14 protein-coding genes are annotated in these 17,826 nt (G+C 63.9%); 8 read left to right on the forward strand and 6 right to left on the reverse strand.

All coding sequences use genetic code 11. From position 1 onward, the window contains the following. Positions 1–259: 259 nt before the first annotated feature. Positions 260–1,717 (reverse strand): NADP-dependent succinate-semialdehyde dehydrogenase, encoded by a 1,458-nt coding sequence (gene gabD, locus ABD906_RS13975; RefSeq protein WP_345100029.1) that lies wholly within the window; start codon positions 1,715–1,717, stop codon positions 260–262. A 423-nt stretch (positions 1,718–2,140) separates the two neighbouring features. Between gabD and ABD906_RS13980 the strand changes: the two genes are divergently transcribed. Next, complete coding sequence (locus ABD906_RS13980) at positions 2,141–2,695, forward strand: type 1 glutamine amidotransferase domain-containing protein (RefSeq protein WP_345100030.1); 555 nt, start codon at positions 2,141–2,143, stop codon at positions 2,693–2,695. A gap of 211 nt (positions 2,696–2,906) precedes the next feature. Next, positions 2,907–3,131, forward strand: a complete 225-nt coding sequence (locus ABD906_RS13985; RefSeq protein WP_345100031.1) for a ribbon-helix-helix domain-containing protein — start codon at positions 2,907–2,909, stop codon at positions 3,129–3,131. A 164-nt stretch (positions 3,132–3,295) separates the two neighbouring features. Here the strand turns inward: ABD906_RS13985 and ftsZ are convergent, their stop codons facing one another. After that, positions 3,296–4,276 carry a cell division protein FtsZ gene (gene ftsZ / locus ABD906_RS13990; protein ID WP_345100032.1) on the reverse strand — a complete coding sequence of 327 codons (981 nt, stop codon included), beginning with the start codon at positions 4,274–4,276 and terminating at the stop codon, positions 3,296–3,298. A 206-nt stretch (positions 4,277–4,482) separates the two neighbouring features. Here ftsZ and ABD906_RS13995 point away from each other — a divergent pair, with 206 nt between their 5' ends. Genes ABD906_RS13995 through ABD906_RS14005 form a run of 3 tightly spaced genes read left to right on the forward strand, consistent with a single transcriptional unit; the run spans position 4,483 to position 8,081 of the window. Then, entirely contained in the window at positions 4,483–5,670 is a 1,188-nt protein-coding gene (locus ABD906_RS13995; RefSeq protein WP_345100033.1) for a cell surface protein, read from the forward strand. Between the two features lie 22 nt (positions 5,671–5,692). Next, positions 5,693–6,652 carry a DUF6384 family protein gene (locus ABD906_RS14000; protein ID WP_345100034.1) on the forward strand — a complete coding sequence of 320 codons (960 nt, stop codon included), beginning with the start codon at positions 5,693–5,695 and terminating at the stop codon, positions 6,650–6,652. A 7-nt stretch (positions 6,653–6,659) separates the two neighbouring features. Then, positions 6,660–8,081 carry a coiled-coil domain-containing protein gene (locus ABD906_RS14005; RefSeq protein ID WP_345100035.1) on the forward strand — a complete coding sequence of 474 codons (1,422 nt, stop codon included), beginning with the start codon at positions 6,660–6,662 and terminating at the stop codon, positions 8,079–8,081. A 206-nt stretch (positions 8,082–8,287) separates the two neighbouring features. Here ABD906_RS14005 and hmuQ read toward each other — a convergent pair whose 3' ends face one another. Beyond that, on the reverse strand, positions 8,288–8,608 hold the full coding sequence (gene hmuQ / locus ABD906_RS14010; RefSeq protein WP_345100036.1) for a heme-degrading protein HmuQ: 321 nt from the start codon (positions 8,606–8,608) through the stop codon (positions 8,288–8,290). A 489-nt stretch (positions 8,609–9,097) separates the two neighbouring features. Here hmuQ and ABD906_RS14015 point away from each other — a divergent pair, with 489 nt between their 5' ends. After that, positions 9,098–10,285, forward strand: coding sequence for an acyl-CoA dehydrogenase (locus tag ABD906_RS14015; protein ID WP_345100037.1), 1,188 nt, complete (start codon positions 9,098–9,100; stop codon positions 10,283–10,285). 66 nt (positions 10,286–10,351) lie between these two features. Here the strand turns inward: ABD906_RS14015 and ABD906_RS14020 are convergent, their stop codons facing one another. The 3 genes from ABD906_RS14020 to ABD906_RS14030 are packed head-to-tail and all read right to left on the reverse strand — an operon-like array spanning position 10,352 to position 15,005. Continuing rightward, entirely contained in the window at positions 10,352–11,542 is a 1,191-nt protein-coding gene (locus ABD906_RS14020; protein WP_345100038.1) for a beta-barrel domain-containing protein, read from the reverse strand. A gap of 32 nt (positions 11,543–11,574) precedes the next feature. Then, positions 11,575–13,758, reverse strand: coding sequence for a type I secretion system permease/ATPase (locus tag ABD906_RS14025; RefSeq protein WP_345100039.1), 2,184 nt, complete (start codon positions 13,756–13,758; stop codon positions 11,575–11,577). A gap of 2 nt (positions 13,759–13,760) precedes the next feature. After that, on the reverse strand, positions 13,761–15,005 hold the full coding sequence (locus tag ABD906_RS14030; RefSeq protein WP_345100041.1) for a TolC family protein: 1,245 nt from the start codon (positions 15,003–15,005) through the stop codon (positions 13,761–13,763). A 632-nt stretch (positions 15,006–15,637) separates the two neighbouring features. Here ABD906_RS14030 and ABD906_RS14035 point away from each other — a divergent pair. Both ABD906_RS14035 and ABD906_RS14040 read left to right on the forward strand, forming a co-directional pair. Beyond that, positions 15,638–16,528: a DUF1932 domain-containing protein gene (locus ABD906_RS14035; protein ID WP_345100043.1), complete on the forward strand. Its 891-nt coding sequence runs from the start codon at positions 15,638–15,640 to the stop codon at positions 16,526–16,528. Continuing rightward, positions 16,525–17,736, forward strand: coding sequence for a LysR family transcriptional regulator (locus ABD906_RS14040; RefSeq protein WP_345100045.1), 1,212 nt, complete (start codon positions 16,525–16,527; stop codon positions 17,734–17,736). The genes ABD906_RS14035 and ABD906_RS14040 overlap by 4 nt, the downstream gene beginning before the upstream one ends. Positions 17,737–17,826: the final 90 nt, after the last annotated feature.

Here is a 17,826-nt window from a genome sequence, read left to right on the forward strand (position 1 = left end):
TGATAACAACAAACTTTTTCGAGCTGTCACATGGCAGGAAAGCGGCACTGATGTCCGGCTACTGGGATGGTTAGTCCAGCCACGGGATGGAAAGGGATTTTTCCAAGATCGCCTTGGCAGCGCGCAACCATACACACGAAGGTGTCATCGCACACACGCCAATGCCCGGCAATGGTCTCGGATAGCGAGAGGGAGCCCGGATAGCAAAAGGAAAGCCCCGCCGTGCTTGCGGCGGGGCCAGGATCGGAAGCGCGGCCGGTCAGGCGCTGATGCCGCCCAGGCACACGTATTTCATCTCGGTGAAATCATCGATTCCGTAGCGCGAGCCCTCCCGGCCGAGACCGGAAAGCTTGATGCCGCCGAACGGCGCCTCGGCGGTCGAGATGAGGCCGGTATTCACCCCCACCATGCCATATTCCAGCGCCTCGGCCACGCGCCACACGCGCGCGAGATCCCGGGCATAGAAGTAGGAGGCAAGGCCGAACTCGGTGTCATTGGCCTGCGCGATGACATCCGCCTCGTCCTTGAAACGGAACAGCGGCGCAACCGGTCCGAACGTCTCTTCACGGGCCACCGCCATCTCCGGCGTGACGCCGGTGAGCACCGTGGCCTCGAAGAAGCAGCCGCCCAGCGCATGGCGCTTGCCGCCGAGCGCCACCTTGGCGCCCTTGGCCACCGCATCGCTAATATGCTCCTCGACCTTGGCCACGGCAGCGTCGTCGATCAGCGGCCCGAGCACCACGCCCTCCTCGAAGCCGTTGCCGGTCTTGAGCCCGGCCACCGCCTTCACCAGCTTCTCGGCGAAGGCGTCATAGACGCCGTCCTGCACGTAGATGCGGTTGGCACACACGCAGGTCTGTCCGTTGTTGCGGAACTTGGCGATCAGCGCGCCCTGAACCGCCGCGTCGAGATCGGCATCGTCGAACACGATGAACGGCGCATTGCCGCCGAGCTCGAGTCCGAGCTTCTTGATGGTCGGCGCGCACTGCCGGTAAAGCTCGGCACCCACTTCGGTCGAGCCGGTGAAGGTGAGCTTGCGGATGACCGGATTGGCGGTGAGCTCGCCGCCGATCTCGCGGGCCGAACCGGTCACCACGCTGAACAGGCCGAGCGGCAGCCCGGCTCGCTCCGCCAGAACCGCAAGCGCGATCGCCGAGAACGGCGTCTGCGAGGCGGGCTTCAGCACCATGGCGCAGCCGGCCGCGAGCGCCGGGCCCGCCTTGCGGGTGATCATCGCATTGGGGAAATTCCACGGCGTGATTGCCGCCACGACGCCGATCGGCTGCTTCAGCACCATGATGCGCGCATCGGTGCGGTGAGCCGGGATGAGGTCGCCGTAGACGCGGCGGGCTTCCTCGGCGAACCACTCGATGAAGCTCGCGCCATAGGCGATCTCGCCCATGGCCTCGGGCAGCGGTTTGCCCTGCTCGAGGGTGAGGATCTTGCCGAGGTCCTCCTTGTTGGCGATCATCAGCTCGAACCAGCGGCGCAGGATGTCGGACCGCTCCTTGGCCGTGCGAGCGGCCCAGGCCTTCTGCGCCACTTCGGCGGCGCGGATCGCCTCGCGCGTCTCCTCCACACCCAGCTTCGGCACATATCCGATCACCTCACCGGTCGCGGGGTTGGTGACGGCGATGCCGTTCGTCGCATTGGCCTCGATCCAGCGCTCGCCCACAAGGGCCGCCTGCCGGAAGAGTGTGGGATCCTTGAGCTGCATCTGTTGGAACTCCTCTCTGGTCAGATCGGGAAGCTGGCTGGTGTGGCCGCTGGCGATGGCGTGGCCGCTGGAGATGATTCCGCTCCCCTTTGGCCCGCTTCCTTATACGACGCGCGCCGCGTTGCAACCCCGCACACGCAATCGCGTGTGCGTCCGTTTGCCAGGAAGGCGGGCTCGGCTTTCCTGCGCAGCCTGCAACCGGGAGCGTTGCCAGGTCCAGTTGACGGGTTCGACAGAAACCGTCCGCACCCTTCATTCCGGCCTCAGCACAGATCGCATTCGCCCGGGCGCCTTGCCACCCAAAGACCTGCCGGCGCTCCATGTTCCGGCATGAAACACGGGGAAGCCTGCCCTTCTGCCGGTGGAACACTTGCCGCCCTTCCCTGTTTGGCCGGTAGACCGAACAACAAAGGGAGTCAGTTCATGCACGACCTCACAGGCAGGCGCATCGCCATTCTCGCCACCCACGGCTTTGAACAGTCCGAGCTGGAGGTTCCGCTACATGCGCTCCGCGAGGCGGGTGCCCAGGTCGACGTCGTCTCTCCCGCATCCGGCGAGATCAGGGGCTGGGACAAGAAGGACTGGGGCCGCTCCGTTCCCGTGGACCGCGCGCTGGAAGGTGCTTCCGAGGAAGGCTACGACGCGCTCGTCCTGCCGGGCGGTCAGATGAACCCGGATATCCTCCGCGCCAACAAGCAGGCCGTGGATTTGGTGAGATCCTTTTCTGCCGCCGGAAAACCCATTGCCGCGATCTGCCATGCCCCCTGGCTTCTGGTGGAGGCGGGCCTTGCCTCCGGCCGCCGCCTGACCTCCTACGGATCGATCAAGACGGACGTCATCAATGCTGGCGGCCTTTGGGAAGATTCAGAGGTTGTCGCCGACGAAGGCCTCATCACCAGCCGCAATCCCGGCGACCTTCCGGCGTTCTGCGAAAAGGTGGCGGAAGTGATTGCTGAAGGCGTCCGGGAGCTTTCCTGACACTTCGATGGCAACTTGTAGCCTTCAGAAACATTGCAGTTCCTGAGGTGGCTGCGTCAGCGCGCTGCCCGCTTCCGGGTGGAGAGACAAGCCTCAAGACCGCCTTTCGTCTTCAATTCAGACACCGAAATTTTGGGCTGCCCCGAAAAGCAGCGCCACCAATCCCCGTCTTGCGCGTTTAGTCTGTCAAGGCTTGCGAGAGGTTGCCGCGATGTCAGAGGCTTCGGAGATCAGGGATGGGAAAACGCTGTCGATCGAAATCGATCCTGCCACGCTGGACGCACTCGATCGGCTCATTGATGGTCACACGATCAGCAGCCGCCCCGATGCGATACGGTTCATCCTGAAACGCTGGCTCGAAGAGAACCAGAAGATCGACGTCACCGACCAGGAAGGCACCCGGCCCGAGGACCTCAACGCCAGCAACGACGACTAGATCCGCCGCGCCCGACTTTCCCACGCCAGGAACGCTCGATCTTGCCTGCCAGGCTTGCGCCTTTGAGCAGGACGATGGAAGGCTGGATCACTTCGAACAGTGTCACGAAAAGAACCGGGGCCGCGCGGGCCCCGGAGCATGAAACTCTTCTCGGGCGGCGGCTATCACGCCGCAGCCTGGGCGCTTTCCTCGAGGCCCGCGGCCACCACGGAAACGCGAAAGCGGCCTTCCAGCTTGTCGTCGAATATGGCGCCAACGATGATGTCCGCGTCGTCGCCAATCTCCTCGCGAATGCGGGTCGCGGCCTCGTCCACCTCGAACAGGGTCATGTCATGACCGCCGGAGATAGAAATCAGCACGCCCTTGGCGCCGGCGATGCTGTTGTCGTCGAGCAGCGGGTTGGAGATGGCGATGTCGGCGGCAATGCGCGCGCGGCCCTCGCCCGCGGCCTCGCCCGTGCCCATCATCGCGCGGCCCATGCCCTTCATCACCGTGCGGACGTCGGCGAAGTCGAGGTTGATGAGGCCCTCCTTCACGATCAGGTCGGTGATGCAGCCCACGCCCGCGTAGAGCACGCGGTCGGCCATCTGGAACGCCTCGGCAAAGGTGGTCTTCTCGTCCGCCACGCGGAACAGGTTCTGGTTGGGGATAACGATCACCGTGTCGGCTGCCTCGCGCAGTTCCGCAATGCCCTGCTCGGCCATGCGCATGCGGCGGGAGCCCTCGAACAGAAACGGCTTGGTGACGACCGCGATGGTGAGAATGCCCGCCTCGCGGGCCGCCCGTGCGATCACCGGAGCCGCGCCCGTGCCCGTGCCGCCGCCCATGCCCGCCGTGATGAAGCACATGTGCGTGCCGGACAGGTGGTCCATGATCTCGTGGATGGATTCCTCGGCTGCCGCGCGGCCCACCTCGGGCAGCGAGCCGGCGCCCAGTCCCTGGGTGAGGTTCACGCCCATCTGGATGACGCGCTCGGCCTTCGACATCATCAGGGCTTGGGCGTCGGTGTTGGCGACCAGGAACTCCGTTCCCTCGAGCCCCTGGGCGATCATGTTGTTGACGGCATTTCCGCCGCCGCCGCCAACACCTAGGACTGCAAGACGTGGCCTCAAAACCTGAGTCTCACCGGGCACTACGACCATCATAACCTCTTCTGCCACATACGCAGCGAATCACCCGCCCCAGGCCAAATGAATCAGAGAGCGGACGCGCCTGCAACGCCGTGCGCGCCTCGTCTCCGCCAAATGAGCTTGCTTAACCTGAACGAGGTCAGTTAGTTTCACTTTTATAACAGGCCCGTGTGCCAGCGCCATGCACAAAGGTCAAGTCAACTCCTGGCAAGGATGGTCCAATGAGTGAGATCGCCGTCAAGTCTCCCCTGCAATATCTCGATCTTGCAATGGGCAAGTTGCGAGATCTTGGCCTGGTGCAGGAAAAGCCCAGCGAAGCTTCGCCGATCGTTGGCCTGCTCAAGAAGATTGCCGACATCGAGCCCGAGAAGATCGCCATCATCACCCGCACGCTTCAGCAGATGAGCATCTTCAACGAGGTGGTGCGCGAGCAGGTGGCGGAGATGTCCATCAGCAACCGCTACGAGCAGATCACCCGCGCCTTCGATTCCATCCGCGATGATGCCAAGATGCTGGTGGACCAGCTCGAGGACGGCAGGATCGACCTGTTCGAGCGCGCCACCAACGCATGGATGAAGATTTCCCGCGGCGACATCGCCACCCGCTTCGACGACATCAAGAAAACCTATCTCGAGGTCTCCCGCGACACCAAGGCCAACATCGAGCGCGAGCAGACCATCCTGGAGGCTTATCGCGACTTCCGCGGCGCCCTGAAGCATGGCGAGGTGGCCGCGCTCGAGATCTTGAAGATGGCTGAGGCCAAGCTCAACGAAGCCAAGGAGGCCCTGCAGAGGGCGGCCGAGGCCGTTGCCTCCTTCCCGGCCGATGGCGAGGTTGCCGAGCGCGCAAAGCTGGAGCTCGTGCGTGACGAGCACCTGCGCCGCGTGCAGTTCGAGGAGGGCCGCTACCAGGTCGCCAAGGACCTCGCCGACAACATGACCATCAGCTACAACACCTCGGAAGTGGTGATGGCGCGCCTTCTGCAGACGATGAACGCAAAGGAGCGCGTCTATCAGCAGGCGGTGTCCTTCTTCTCCACCAACGAGTCCGTGCTGACCGCCCTGAAGGCCTCCTTCACCGGCCTGTTCGGCCTGCACGAGGCGACCCAGACGCTCAACGAGATGAAGGAAGGCGTTTCCAAGTCGCTCGAGACGCTGGCCGAGATCGGCGGCAAGGTCCAGGAAGAGGCGCTCAAGGCGGGTTACGGACCGACCGTTCGCGCCGATGCGGTCAAGAAGCTGGTGGACAGCGTCGTCAACTTCCAGACCCGCTCCGCCCAGATCATTTCCGAGATGCGCGATCTCGCCACCCGCAACAGCGCCGAGATCCGCGATGCGGTCGAGGACGGCAAGAAGCGCATGGCGCAGCTCGCTGCGGAAGGTAACGCGCTGGTGCTTGCGGAGAAGTGACGCGCTTCGCGGGATCTGATCCATGAGCGACACGGCTGCCCCCGCCTCCCCTGCCCCGTCCCCGTCGGCAGGGCCGGCCTTGGACGAACTTATGCTGGCGATGGATGTGGTGGACACGCTCCGCCACCAGGAGGCCGTCGCCCTGCGCGAGCTGGCGCAGGACGGCCGCGACGAGAACCTGAAGGAGCGCCTGCGCTCCATCTACGAGAGCCAGGGGCTTGAGGTCTCCGACCGCATCCTCGATGAGGGCATCCGGGCCCGGCGGGAGAGCCGTTTCACCTACACGCCGACGCCCCCGAGCTTCAAGCGCACGCTGGCGGGCCTCTGGGGCCGCCGCGGCACCATCGGCAAGGTGGTCGCGGTCGTCGTCCTGCTGGCCGCGGCCTGGATCGGCTGGAACGCCTGGCAGGGGTATCAGGCAGAGCAGGCCGCCATTGCCGCCCAGCGAGAGCTCACCGAAGTTCTGCCCAACCGGATTGCGGCGGCGGCCGATGCGGCGCTCGGCGAGGCGAAAACCGACGACGCGCGTGAGCGTGCCGAACAGCTGCACGCCGATGCACTCGCTGCTCTCTCGCGAGGCGATGCCGAGGCCGCCCGCGCCGGCGTCATCGCGCTGAACCGCCTGGCCGACGCGCTGCGCGAGACCTACGTGCTGCGCATCGTCAGCCGCCCCGGCGAGATGAGCGGCGTCTACCGCATCCCGGACATCAACTCCGACGCCCGCAACTACTATCTTGTCGTCGAGGCGGTGAAGCCTGACGGCACCCTCCTCTCGCTCCCGGTCACCAGCGAGGAGGACGGCAAGACAAAGGTGGTCTCCAAGTGGGCCGTCCGCGTGCCGAAGCAGACCTACGACGCGGTCGCGCGCGACAAGACCGACGACGGCATCATCCAGAATAACATTCTTGGCGAGAAGCAGCGCGGCAGCCTGGAGCCCACCTGGCGCATGAATGTGATGGGCGGAGCCATAACCGAGTGGTAGCGGACAGATGATCAGCGCGGCGAACACGCTCAGCACAATTGAACAGGCGATGTACAAGGTCCGCCAGGACGAGGAGAATCTGCACCGCGTCGTCGAGGCCGCGACCGAGGAGATGACCCGGTTGCGCGCCGAGCAGGCCGAGCTCTACCGCGCCTTGGCGAAGATCCGCATGCAGGCGCTGCGCGACGACCAGATCCTAGGCACGCTTGACGATGCAGAGCGCAGGGCGCTTGCGGCAATCGAACGGCAGAAGCAGCGCCTGGCCGATCTTGAAAACCGCCAGAAGAAACTGTTGGCCACATTGCAGGAACGCCGTGCCCGCCGCGAGGAACTTGCGGCAGCCGTCACGGCGGCCGCCGACGCCATCGCCACCCGTACCGAGGCCACCCAGCGCCGCGTGGCGGATGAGGTGGAGTGGCAGGCGCTCAGCGCGAAGGTCGACAGCCTCGAGGCCCAGGCTGCAGCGGCCGACGAGAAGGCAACCCAGTCCGAGGCCGACCGCGACGCCAAGTCCAAGCCCTATCACGACGATCCGCTGTTCATGTATCTCTGGAACAGCGGCTACGGCACGTCCGCCTATCGCGGCGGTCCCATCGCGCGCATGGGCGACAATTTCGTTGCCCGCGTGGTTCAGTACGAGCAGGCGCGCCAGAACTACTATGCGCTGACCGAGATTCCGAAGCGTCTACGCGCCCATGCCGAGCGCCTGAAGGAAGATGTCGCTGCCGCCGAGGCCGAGCTGGTAGCCTACGAGCGCAGGGCGCTTGAGCAGGATGGCATCGCCGCGCTGGAACAGGCGCACGAGCAGGCCGTGGCCGCCCTCGAAGGGCATGACCGGGAAGTGGCTGAGCTGGAGGAAGAACTGGCTTCGCTCGACCGCGAGCGCGCCGCACTCATGGACGACACGTCGGAACAGGGTCTCGGCGGTGCCGTGGCCGAGCTTGCGGCGGCGCTGCAGCGCGACGATCTCCGCGTGCTCCTGCGCGAGGCGATGGAAACGCCCACGCCGGAGGACGAGCGCATCGTCCAGAAGCTGCAGGTCATCGCCACCCGCCTCGACCAGCTTCAGGCTGAGGCGGACCAGGCCCGCCACACGATGCTCATGCTGGCCAAACGCCGCGCGGAGCTGGAACGCGCAAGCCAGGACTTCCGCCGCTCCGGCTATGAGCGCGGCGGCGGCACCTTCGTCAATGACAAGCTGATCGGCGATATCATCGGCGGCATCATCGGCGGTGTCCTGTCGTCGAAGGAGTTGCGGGATGCGCTGCGCAGCGGCTACCGTCCGAGCAGCGGCTCTTCCCGTCCTGCACGTCGATCGAGCGGCAGCGTGTTTGGCGGTTCGCGCGGCGGCTTTGGTGGAGGTTTTGGCGGTGGTGGCGGTTCCCGCGGCGGCGGTGGCGGAGGCTTCAGGACCGGGGGCGGTTTCTAGCCCGGCGGGATGTGACCTGTACCTACCGGAAGTCGACCGGATGACGGTCCCCGGACCTCATCCTGAGCTAGTCGAAGGATGAGCCCTTCGAAAGACGAGGGCAGATGACACCGTATGCTTTTTCCCTTCGACCTTGGGCAGGCTTAGCCTGAAGGCGGAGGAACGCACTTCGGGATTCCGGCAGACCCTGATGCCTACCGCCGTCTTCACTCGTGCACCACGACCGTGAAGCCCTCGAACTGCGGGGCGCCCTTGTAGAGGGCCTTGTGCTGACCGGCATTCCTGTGCGCGGCGCGGAAATTCTCCGAGCGCGTCCAGTTGATGAAATCCTGCTCGCTCGTCCAGATCGAGTGGGAAGCGTAGAGCGTGTAACCCTCTTCTTCGTTGCGCGGTCCGCGCAGCAGGCTGAAAGAGACGAAGCCCGGCATCTCGCGAAGCCTCGTTTCCCGGTTCTTCCAGACCTTCTCGAAGGCTTCCTCCTGCCCTGCCGCCACCTTGAAGCGATTCATCGCAATGAACTGGCTCATACTCCCGCTCCCTTCTTCCCGCTGTAAAGACGGACTCCGCCGCCGGGATGATAGCGCAATTTCCCGCAGCCCAACCGTCTGCTCTGCATGGAACCCGCGCAACCGCAGCAAAACGGGCGACGCGGCCCTGCGTTGAACCTGCCCGCATGCCCCTCCGATCCGGCGCTCCTGCAGCACCCCGGCGACGGCCTTGCGCCACATGCGCGAACATGAGGCATCTTGCACTCAAGAAGCTTCTTGCGCTGCGAGATATGATATTTATCGTAGCCACGCCAGCGGACTGGGAGGAGGATGGAATTCCCGTTCTGGAGGATGGACCTGCGGTCGGCTTCCAAACGGGTGGAGTCCTGCCGGTACTCGCAGGCGCAAGGAGGGGCGGCGGTTCGTTCATGTTTCGCCAGTGTTGCGTCTCATCAGGCAAGACAATGCCGGACAGAATGCTAAGATCGCCCCGAAATAACTATGTGAGTGCTTGGTTGTGGAACTGATATGACGAGCAAAACCCAATTTGACTGGGCGGATCCGTTTCGCCTCGATACCCAACTGACGGAAGAGGAACGCATGCTGCGGGACGCGGCGGCGAAATTCGCGGCTGACCGCCTGGCTCCCCGCGTCGAAAAGGCTTATCTGGAGGAGACCACCGATCCGGAAATCTTCCGCGAGATGGGTGAGGCCGGCCTTCTGGGCGTGACCATTCCGGAGGAATACGGCGGCCTGGGCGCCGGTTACGTGTCCTATGGACTGGTCGCCCGCGAGATCGAGCGTGTCGATTCGGGTTACCGCTCGATGATGAGTGTCCAGTCCTCGCTCGTCATGCACCCGATCTATGCCTTCGGCAGCGAGGAGCAGCGCAAGCGCTACCTACCAAAGCTTGCCACGGGCGAGTTCATCGGCTGCTTTGGCCTGACCGAGCCGGACACAGGCTCTGATCCTGGCAGCATGCGGACCCGTGCCACGAAGATCGACGGCGGCTACCGCCTCAACGGCAGCAAGATGTGGATTTCCAACGCCCCGATCGCCGACGTGTTCGTCGTCTGGGCGAAGTCGGACGCCCATGACGGCAAGATCCGCGGCTTCGTTCTGGAGAAGGGCTTGAAGGGCCTCAGTGCGCCCAAGATCGAAGGCAAGCTCTCGCTGCGCGCCTCGATCACCGGCGAGATCGTGCTCGACAATGTCGAGGTCGGCGAGGATGCGCTGCTTCCGGGTGTCGAGGGCCTGCGCGGTCCGTTCGAGTGCCTGAACCGCGCCCGCTACGGCATTGCCTGGGGCGTCATGGGCGCCGCTGAGGACTGCTGGTTCCAGGCCCGCCAGTACGGCCTCGACCGCAAGCAGTTCGGCCGCCCGCTCGCCGCGACCCAGCTTCACCAGAAGAAGCTCGCCGACATGCAGACCGAGATCGCCCTTGGTTTGCAGGCTACGCTTCGTGTGGGGCGCCTGATGGAGGAAGGTGCCTGGGCGCCCGAGATGATCTCCCTCATCAAGCGCAACAACTGCGGCAAGGCCCTGGACATCGCCCGCATGGCCCGCGACATGCACGGTGGCAACGGCATCCAGATCGGCTACCGCGTCATGCGCCATGCGCAGAACCTGGAAACCGTCAACACCTACGAGGGCACGCACGACATCCACGCCTTGATCCTGGGCCGAGCCCAGACGGGGCTTCAGGCGTTCTTCTGATCGGACCGGACATCCTTTCAAGGTAAGAAAGGGCCGGGAGCGTTCGCGCTTCCGGCCCCTTGCCTTTCAGCGTTCCCGCAGCGCCTCCCGCGCCTTGTTGAACGGCTTCACCAGATATTGAAACAGGGTCTTGGAGCCGGTGTGAATGTCGACCGCCGCGATCATGCCCGGCACGATCGGGAACTTCTCTCCGGCCTTGTTCTCCAGGGCATCGGAAATGGTCTGGATGAACACCCGGTAGTATTGGACATTGGGATTCGCCTCGTCCCGCATCGTGTCGGGCGATATACTCTTCACTTCGCCGTCGAGGTCACCGAAAATGGCGGGGTCATAGGCCGTGATCTTCACGTTCGCCTTCTGCCCGGGCCTGATGTAGGCAATGTCCCGTGGCGAGACCCGCGCCTCCACGATCAGCTGGTCGTCCAGGGGAATGATGCTCATCAGCCTGCCATTGGGCGGCACCACACCCCCGATCGTCGTCACCGCGATATCCTGCACGACACCCCTGACCGGCGACTTGAGGGTAAGGCGTGACAGCATGTCGGATCGTCCGCGCACCACCGACGACAGCGAAGCGATGTCCGCATTGGCCTTCGCCAGTTCCTCCCGCGCCCGCACCAGATAGTTGGACTCGATGTCCCAGCGCTTGAGCCGCAGGTCCGCCAGCTGCTTCTTGAGCCTGATCACCTCGAAATTGCTGGCGGCTCCCTGTTTCGTGAGCTTCTCGTTGACGGCGAGCTCGTGCGAGGTCAGCGCGATGGTTTCATCGAGGAACTTGATCTCTTCCTGCAGGTCCCTGCGGCGTGCCTCGAAGAGTTTCATCTCGGCGGCAATCAGGTCCGGATAGGCTTCCAGCTCCGTCGGAAACCTGGGCTCGCCGCCGTTCACCTCCGCAGTCAACCGCGCTCCGCTGGCGAGCGCCGCCCGGTATCTCGCCGCCGTTTCCTCGACGCTCGACTCCGTCGTCGTCGGATCCAGCTGGGCAAGCACCTGCCCGGGTTCGACCAGTTCGTTCTCATGCACGTAGAGTTCTGCCAGCACCCCACCCTGAAGGGACTGGATGATCTGCGCCTGGCTGCTCGGCACCACCCTGCCGGGCGCAGTCGATACCTCGTCCAGTTCCGCGAACCATGACCAGCAGACGAAGGTCGCCAGGCATAGCCCGACAAGCATGACGAAACGGCGGGCTCGCCTGACTTTCTCGGTATCGTTTTCCTCGAAGCTCCAGGTGGGAGCGTCCAATCCGTGCGCGGCCATATGCTTTCCCGTATCCTTGTCCGAAAACCAAATCAGGCGGAGGCTGGCCGCACCATGCGTGCCGGTCCGCCGGCGAGCAACGCCAAGGCCTCGTCCCTCTCGCAGTCCACCACGACCTTGCCGCCATCGATCACGACGATCCGCTGGACCAGCTCGAGCACTCTGGTGCGATGCGTCGTGACGATCAGCGTGCGCCCGGCGACCCAGGAACCGAAATGCTGCACGAACTGCCGCTCCGCGAATTCATCGAGGGCGGCCGTCGGCTCGTCGAGAAGGACCACCGACGGATCCCGCAGGATGAGCCGCGCGAGCAGGATCGCCTGCTTTTGCCCGGACGAAAGGCCGATGCCTCCCTCATGGATGGGATAATCCAGCCCCTTCGGTAGCTGCCGCACGAAGGCATCCGCGCCTGAAATCTCCAGTGCTTCCTGGATGCGCTCCGGTCGCGCGGCCGGGGCGCCCAACATGACGTTGTCGCGCAGGGTGCCGTGGAACAGCCTCGAGTTCTGCGTCAGCAGTCCGACGTCGCGGCGCACGTCGGCGGGGTCGATGTGATGCAGCGCCAGGTCGTCGAGCAGGACTTCTCCCTCGAACGGCCTGAGCAGCCCGGCCATAGCCTGCAGCAGCGTCGACTTGCCCGCTCCGCTCTTGCCAAGCACGGCAATCCGCTCGCCCGGCTCGACCTTGAGCTCCTCCACCTCAAGGGCGGTAGGCAGCTTCTCGCCGTGGCGGAACTTCGCCTGGCAGAGAGCATAGCGCCCGGCCACCCGCGGCACCTCGATACGGTGTTCGTCTTCCGGGTTGTCCACCGGCATTTGCATGAGCTTGTCGAGGCCCTGCTTGGCGATCTTTGCCTGCTGCAACCGACCCAGCACCTGCGTGAGCTGGCTCATGGGCGCCAACATGCGCGATCCGAGGATGGAAGCACCCACGAGCGAACCGGTGGTTATCTCTCCCTTGATGACGAGCGGAGCGCCGGTGAAGACGGTCAGCGCATAGACGCTGAGCTGCACGTTCTGCGTCCACACGTTGAGACCGTTGGTGAGCGCGCGCAGCTTGAGCTGCGCCGCCCCGGCCACCGCCGTGAAGTTGTTCCACAGCGTCTGGAAGCGGTGCTCCGCCTGCATCATCTTGATGTCCTCTAGCCCCTGCACGGCCTCCACCAGCATGCCGCTGCGCAGGGAGGATTCGCGCATGGCCTCGTTGGCATGAGCGCGCAGCCGCCGTTGCAGCAGAACGCCCGGCAGCACCAGCAGGACCAGAGCCGCGATGGGAATGGCGACCAGCTTGCCCGCGATGGTCCAGTAGAGGCAGAGGAACAGCAGGAAAAACGGCATGTCCGCCAGCGCTGCAACCACCGTCGATGTCAGGATCTCGCGCACCTGCTCGATGTCACGGATCTGCGCTATGTAGGTTCCGGTGGAAACGGGCCTCGCATCGTTGCGCACCCTCAGCGCATGCCCGAACACCATGTCGGAGATCTGAAGATCGGCGCGCTTGCCCACGATGTCGATGATCGCCATGCGACTGCGGCGGATCAGGAAGTCGAAGACCACGCAGATCGTCACGCCCGTGAACAGAACGAACAGGGTGTGGAAGGATTGCGCCGGGATGACGCGGTCGTAGACTTGCATGGAAAAGATGATACCGGCCAGCCCGAGCGTGTTCGCGACCAGCGAAGCCAGGAAGACGCAGGAATAGGCCCGCCAGTCGTTCAGAATGATCCGCCGCAGCCAGTCCACCCGGTAGGGTTTGATATAGGCATCAATGCGCGCATCCGGCACCGCCCGCGCCGGCCTTGCCAGCACCACGCGGGTAGCCTGACTTTGCAGCTCGTCCAGAGGCACGGGCTGTTCCAGCCCCTGCTCGCCGGCGAAGATCACGCTTGCGATGCCCTCCTTGGATATCGCCTTGATGACGGCAATGCTGCCATCATCCAGCTCCACGACAACGGGCAACTGCCAGTGGCTGAACCCCGACAGATCCGGCTCGACGAAGCGTAGCCGCAGGCCCAGGTTCCGCCCGATGAGGGAGATCCGCGCCTCCGCGGCGGTTGCCGTATCCGCCAGCGCCGCGATCCTCGCGCTTTCCAGCGACGTGGCGATCCGGTAATGCACCGCCACATACCGCAGGCATTCGATCCATGGGTCGGACGGAAAGGGCTTGCCCTGTTCGGTTTCAGGCTGCTCCCCAGTGATGGCAAGTTCGACCGACATCGTTACTTTGCTCCCAAGCGGCGGGCCAGAACCTCGTCGACGCCGAAGCGCTCCCGCAGTTTTCCAGAGTGGAAGAGACAGTTGACGTAGAGGCGATGCAGATCATGCTCGGCGTTGGTGGCTAGCACCTCTGCCTCGTAAAGCTCCTGTTCGGCATCCAGGACGTTCAGGATTGTCCGGGTCCCCAGGTCGACATATTGCATCTCGTAGAGGTCCCGGGCCTTCTTCATGATGTCCGCACGCCGCATCAGCGTCGCTCGCAGATCCCGGATCGGTTCGACCTGCTGTCGCGCGGCTTCATACTTTTCCCAAGCCAACACACGCGCGCGCTGCAGGGCCGCTTCAGCTTCCTGAAGGACGAAACCGGCGGACTGGACGCGGTTGAGCGCCGCACTGCCCTGCAAGGTTGGCGAAGTCACGTGCAGGCCGACGTTGTAATGGAGCGGGTCATCCGCCTCGGCCGTTTCGATCGCATAGGAAGCACCTGCCTCAAGCGCCACGGTGGGCAGCATCTCGACGCGGGCGCTCTCGACCTTCGCCCTCGCGCGCTCGACTTCGGCGTGCGCCATCTGCACCTCCGCGACGGCGGCCCATTGCGGCTCGGGCAGATTGCAGGCGCCAAGCAGCCATTCCGGCACGCCGCGCCCGACATCGGAGACTCGTCCGGCGAGATTGGCGAGATTGGCGAGTTGCTGCCTGTGCCTGGCCTCAAACTGCAGCCGCGAAGCGCGTGCCGATTCCAGGCGGGATAGCGCTTGCACCCGGTCGGACTCGGCGCTCGCACCGCTCTCATGCCGGTCACCCACCAGTCCTACGATGGCCTCCACACGCCCGATCCGTCGCGTCGCCAATTCCATCAGGTTGCGGTTGCGCTGCGCCTCGACGACCGCCAGTGCCGTGTCATGGGCAAGGCTGTCCGCCTTGGAGATCAGACGGACACGGCTCAGTTCCTCGTCCGCCAGGCCTTCCCGGACGGACCGGTCGACCTTTCCGAAGTCGAAAAGCATCTGCTGGGCAGCCACGTGAAGCTTCGGACCCGGGCCGGTCTGCGTATCCCCACCCGCAATCGGAGTTGCCCGGATGCTGGCCTTCACGCCCGGCAGATAGCCGGCGCGGGCCTCCGATACCCTGGCCTGGCGATCCTTCACCCGGTTTGCGGCTTCGTCGATGGACGGATGCCATTCCACGGCCTGACGGACCAGCCGTTCCATCGAGGAACCTTCGGCCTGCATCCGAGCGACCGGCATCGTCCTGTCCGGGGTCGCGGATACCGCAGTCTGGCCCCGCGATGCCGGGATCTGGCGGGAGGCCGCCGGCGTGCTCTCCGCTCCTCCGCTACTGCCGCGCGAAACGCAGGCGACTAGCCCAAAAGAGGCCAGGAGAAGAACAATTTGGACCAATCTCAATAAACGCACTCTCTTATAAGAAAAGTAAATTCTAAGAAACAATTTCAAATGCAAAGGAATCAAACGCTTGAAACACTAATTCCATTTATTGATTGGAAATTCTATTACAACTTATCACAGTAATTTTATTATAGTCTGCAGTGGCGAGATATTCCCCGTTGTCAGGCTAACCGGCACAAACTCGCTCCCAGTTGTTACAAAGTCACAAGCTCTGCGAGGCGTTCGCATCCATGTGGGACACTGTCGGCATGCTGCCGCTTCGCGGCCCGGTTCGGCCGCCGGACATCCGAAATGTATCGCTTTGCTCTCGCATGCGGCGGACGTCCAGCACCTCGGAGAACGCCTTCCACCGATGGTTGAACACATCTTCATGATTAGTGACCGGCATAATGCATAATTTTTCGCTATAAGTCCTTGGCTGGCCAATTTGCCGCAGGCAATCTTCGGGCGGGTAGGATGGGAAGGGCGGAGCCATGCACGAACGACTCACCCAACTGCATGTCGCACTTCGGGGCTTTGGGGAAGCTGGCTCCGCCTTTGCTTCAGGATGGAACCGAAGCAGCATCGCCTCGGTTTCCGCTTTCGACGAGAAGGTCAATCTGCCCGACGAGCGCTCCGCACTGGAAGCGCGCTTCAGGCAGCATCGCGTGACGGGATGCGAAGACGAGGCGTCGGCTTTCCGCGACGCCGATCTCATCTTCAGTCTCGTCTACGCGGATCGCGCCCTGGAAGCAGCAACCGCTACAGCCCGCCATCTGAAGGCCGGGGCCCTTTATCTGGATGGAAACTCCTGCTCGCCGCAGACCAAGGCGCGAGCCGCGGAGTCCGTGACAGCCGCGGGCGGCCACTACGTCGACATGGCGATCATGGCACCCGTTCTTCCCAGGCGGGAGAAGACGCCGGTCCTGCTTTCGGGGCCGTTGGCAGACAAGGCCTGTGACCTCCTGCGAAACCTCGGCATGCAGGCGCGTGTCGTTGGTATCAGGGTTGGCGCCGCCTCAGCCATCAAGCTTACGCGCTCCATCATGATCAAAGGCATGGAGGCACTGTTTGCCGAATGTTTCCTTACCGCCCGCCTGAATGGCGTCGAGGATGAGGTTCTTGCATCCCTTGAGGAGAGCGATCCCGACATCCAGTGGCGCAAGCGGCGTGACTACTGCATGGAGCGCATGACGGTTCACGGCCGCCGCCGTGCCGCCGAAATGCGCGAAGCGGCGAGCATGGTCGCAGAGCTCGGCCTGCCGAATGACATGGCAGCCAGCACCGCCCTCTGGCAACAGCGCCTGGGCGACCTCCTTCTTCCCGCACGAGAGATTTCCGATGTGCTGGAAGCTCTGCTCAAGCCGGGAGAAAAGTTACCTTGATCAAGTTCGAGCACAATCTGCGTCATCTGCGGGTTCTTCTCAGCGTTGTGGACACAGGGTCGGTCACCAAGGCATCCATCGCCTGCAATGTCTCCCAGCCGGCGGTGACCCAGACCCTCCAGAAGCTGGAGCGCCAGTTCGGCACCACCCTTTTCGAGCGCACCAACCAGGGCGTCTTTCCCAACATGCTGGCCCAGCTGCTGGCCGAGCGCGTTCGCCGCGCCTTTCAGCTCCTGGACAGTGCGGTTGAGCAGATTTCGTCCCGCGGTCCCCTGACGGCCACCACGGCCAAGCTGCGCGCGCTGATCGCGCTGGCCGACAGCGAGAATCTGTCCATTGCCGCGCGCAGCCTCGGCATCGCCCAGCCCACCATCCACCGCGCCATGACGGAGCTTGAAAGCGAGGTGGGCCGTGAGCTTTTCCGCCGCACGCAATACGGCAGCACACTCACCCGCGCGGGCCAGCTTCTGGCGAACGCCGCCCAGCTGGCCTTTGCGGAACTGGCCCAGGCGGAGATGGAGCTTTCCGAAAGCATTGGACGCGGCCAGTTCAGCATTACCCTCGGCGGCATGCCGCTTTCCCGCTCATACATCCTTCCCAAGGCCATAGCGATATTCCACGAGCACCATCCCAATGTCCGGATCCGCGTGGTCGAGGGCCCCTACGAAACCCTGCTTTCCGGACTGCGCCGGGGCACGATCGACTTCCTGCTGGGTGCCCTGCGCAACCCACCGCCGATCGACGATATCGTCCAGGAGCATCTTTTCCACGATGAGCTGGTGATCGTGTCGGGACCGGACCATCCCCTCGCGAAAACCGCCGCGCCCGATCTCCAGTCTGTCTTGCGCGACTATACGTGGATCCTGCCGTTGCCGGACACGCCCGCTCGCCGCCACTTCAATGCCTTCGCGGCCCTGCACGGCGTCGCGGAGCTTCAGTGCCTGGTGGAAACGGGATCCATGGTCCTGATGCGTGAATTGCTGGACAATGGTCCCTATCTGGGCTGCATTTCTAGGCTCCAGGTCGAAGAGGAAATCGCCAAGGGCCTGCTTCATCCGCTGCCGTTCCAGCTCGCCCAGAGCCGCCGGCCCATTGGCATCACCACCCGCGATCGCTGGAAACCGACCCGAACGCAGGCGGCGCTGCTTGATATCATCAGGGAAATCTTCTCTTCCTCCCGCGACCTGCGGGAAGCCCGGAGGGCATGACCGCCCCCTCCTCATGAAGTCTCATACCGTCAGATGAACGCCTATCGCATGATGAACTTCCACACCACCTGACGAGCCTGAAGAATTGAA

The sequence above is a fragment of the Chelativorans composti genome (assembly GCF_039541695.1).
Classification (GTDB): Bacteria; Pseudomonadota; Alphaproteobacteria; order Rhizobiales; family Rhizobiaceae; genus Chelativorans; species Chelativorans composti.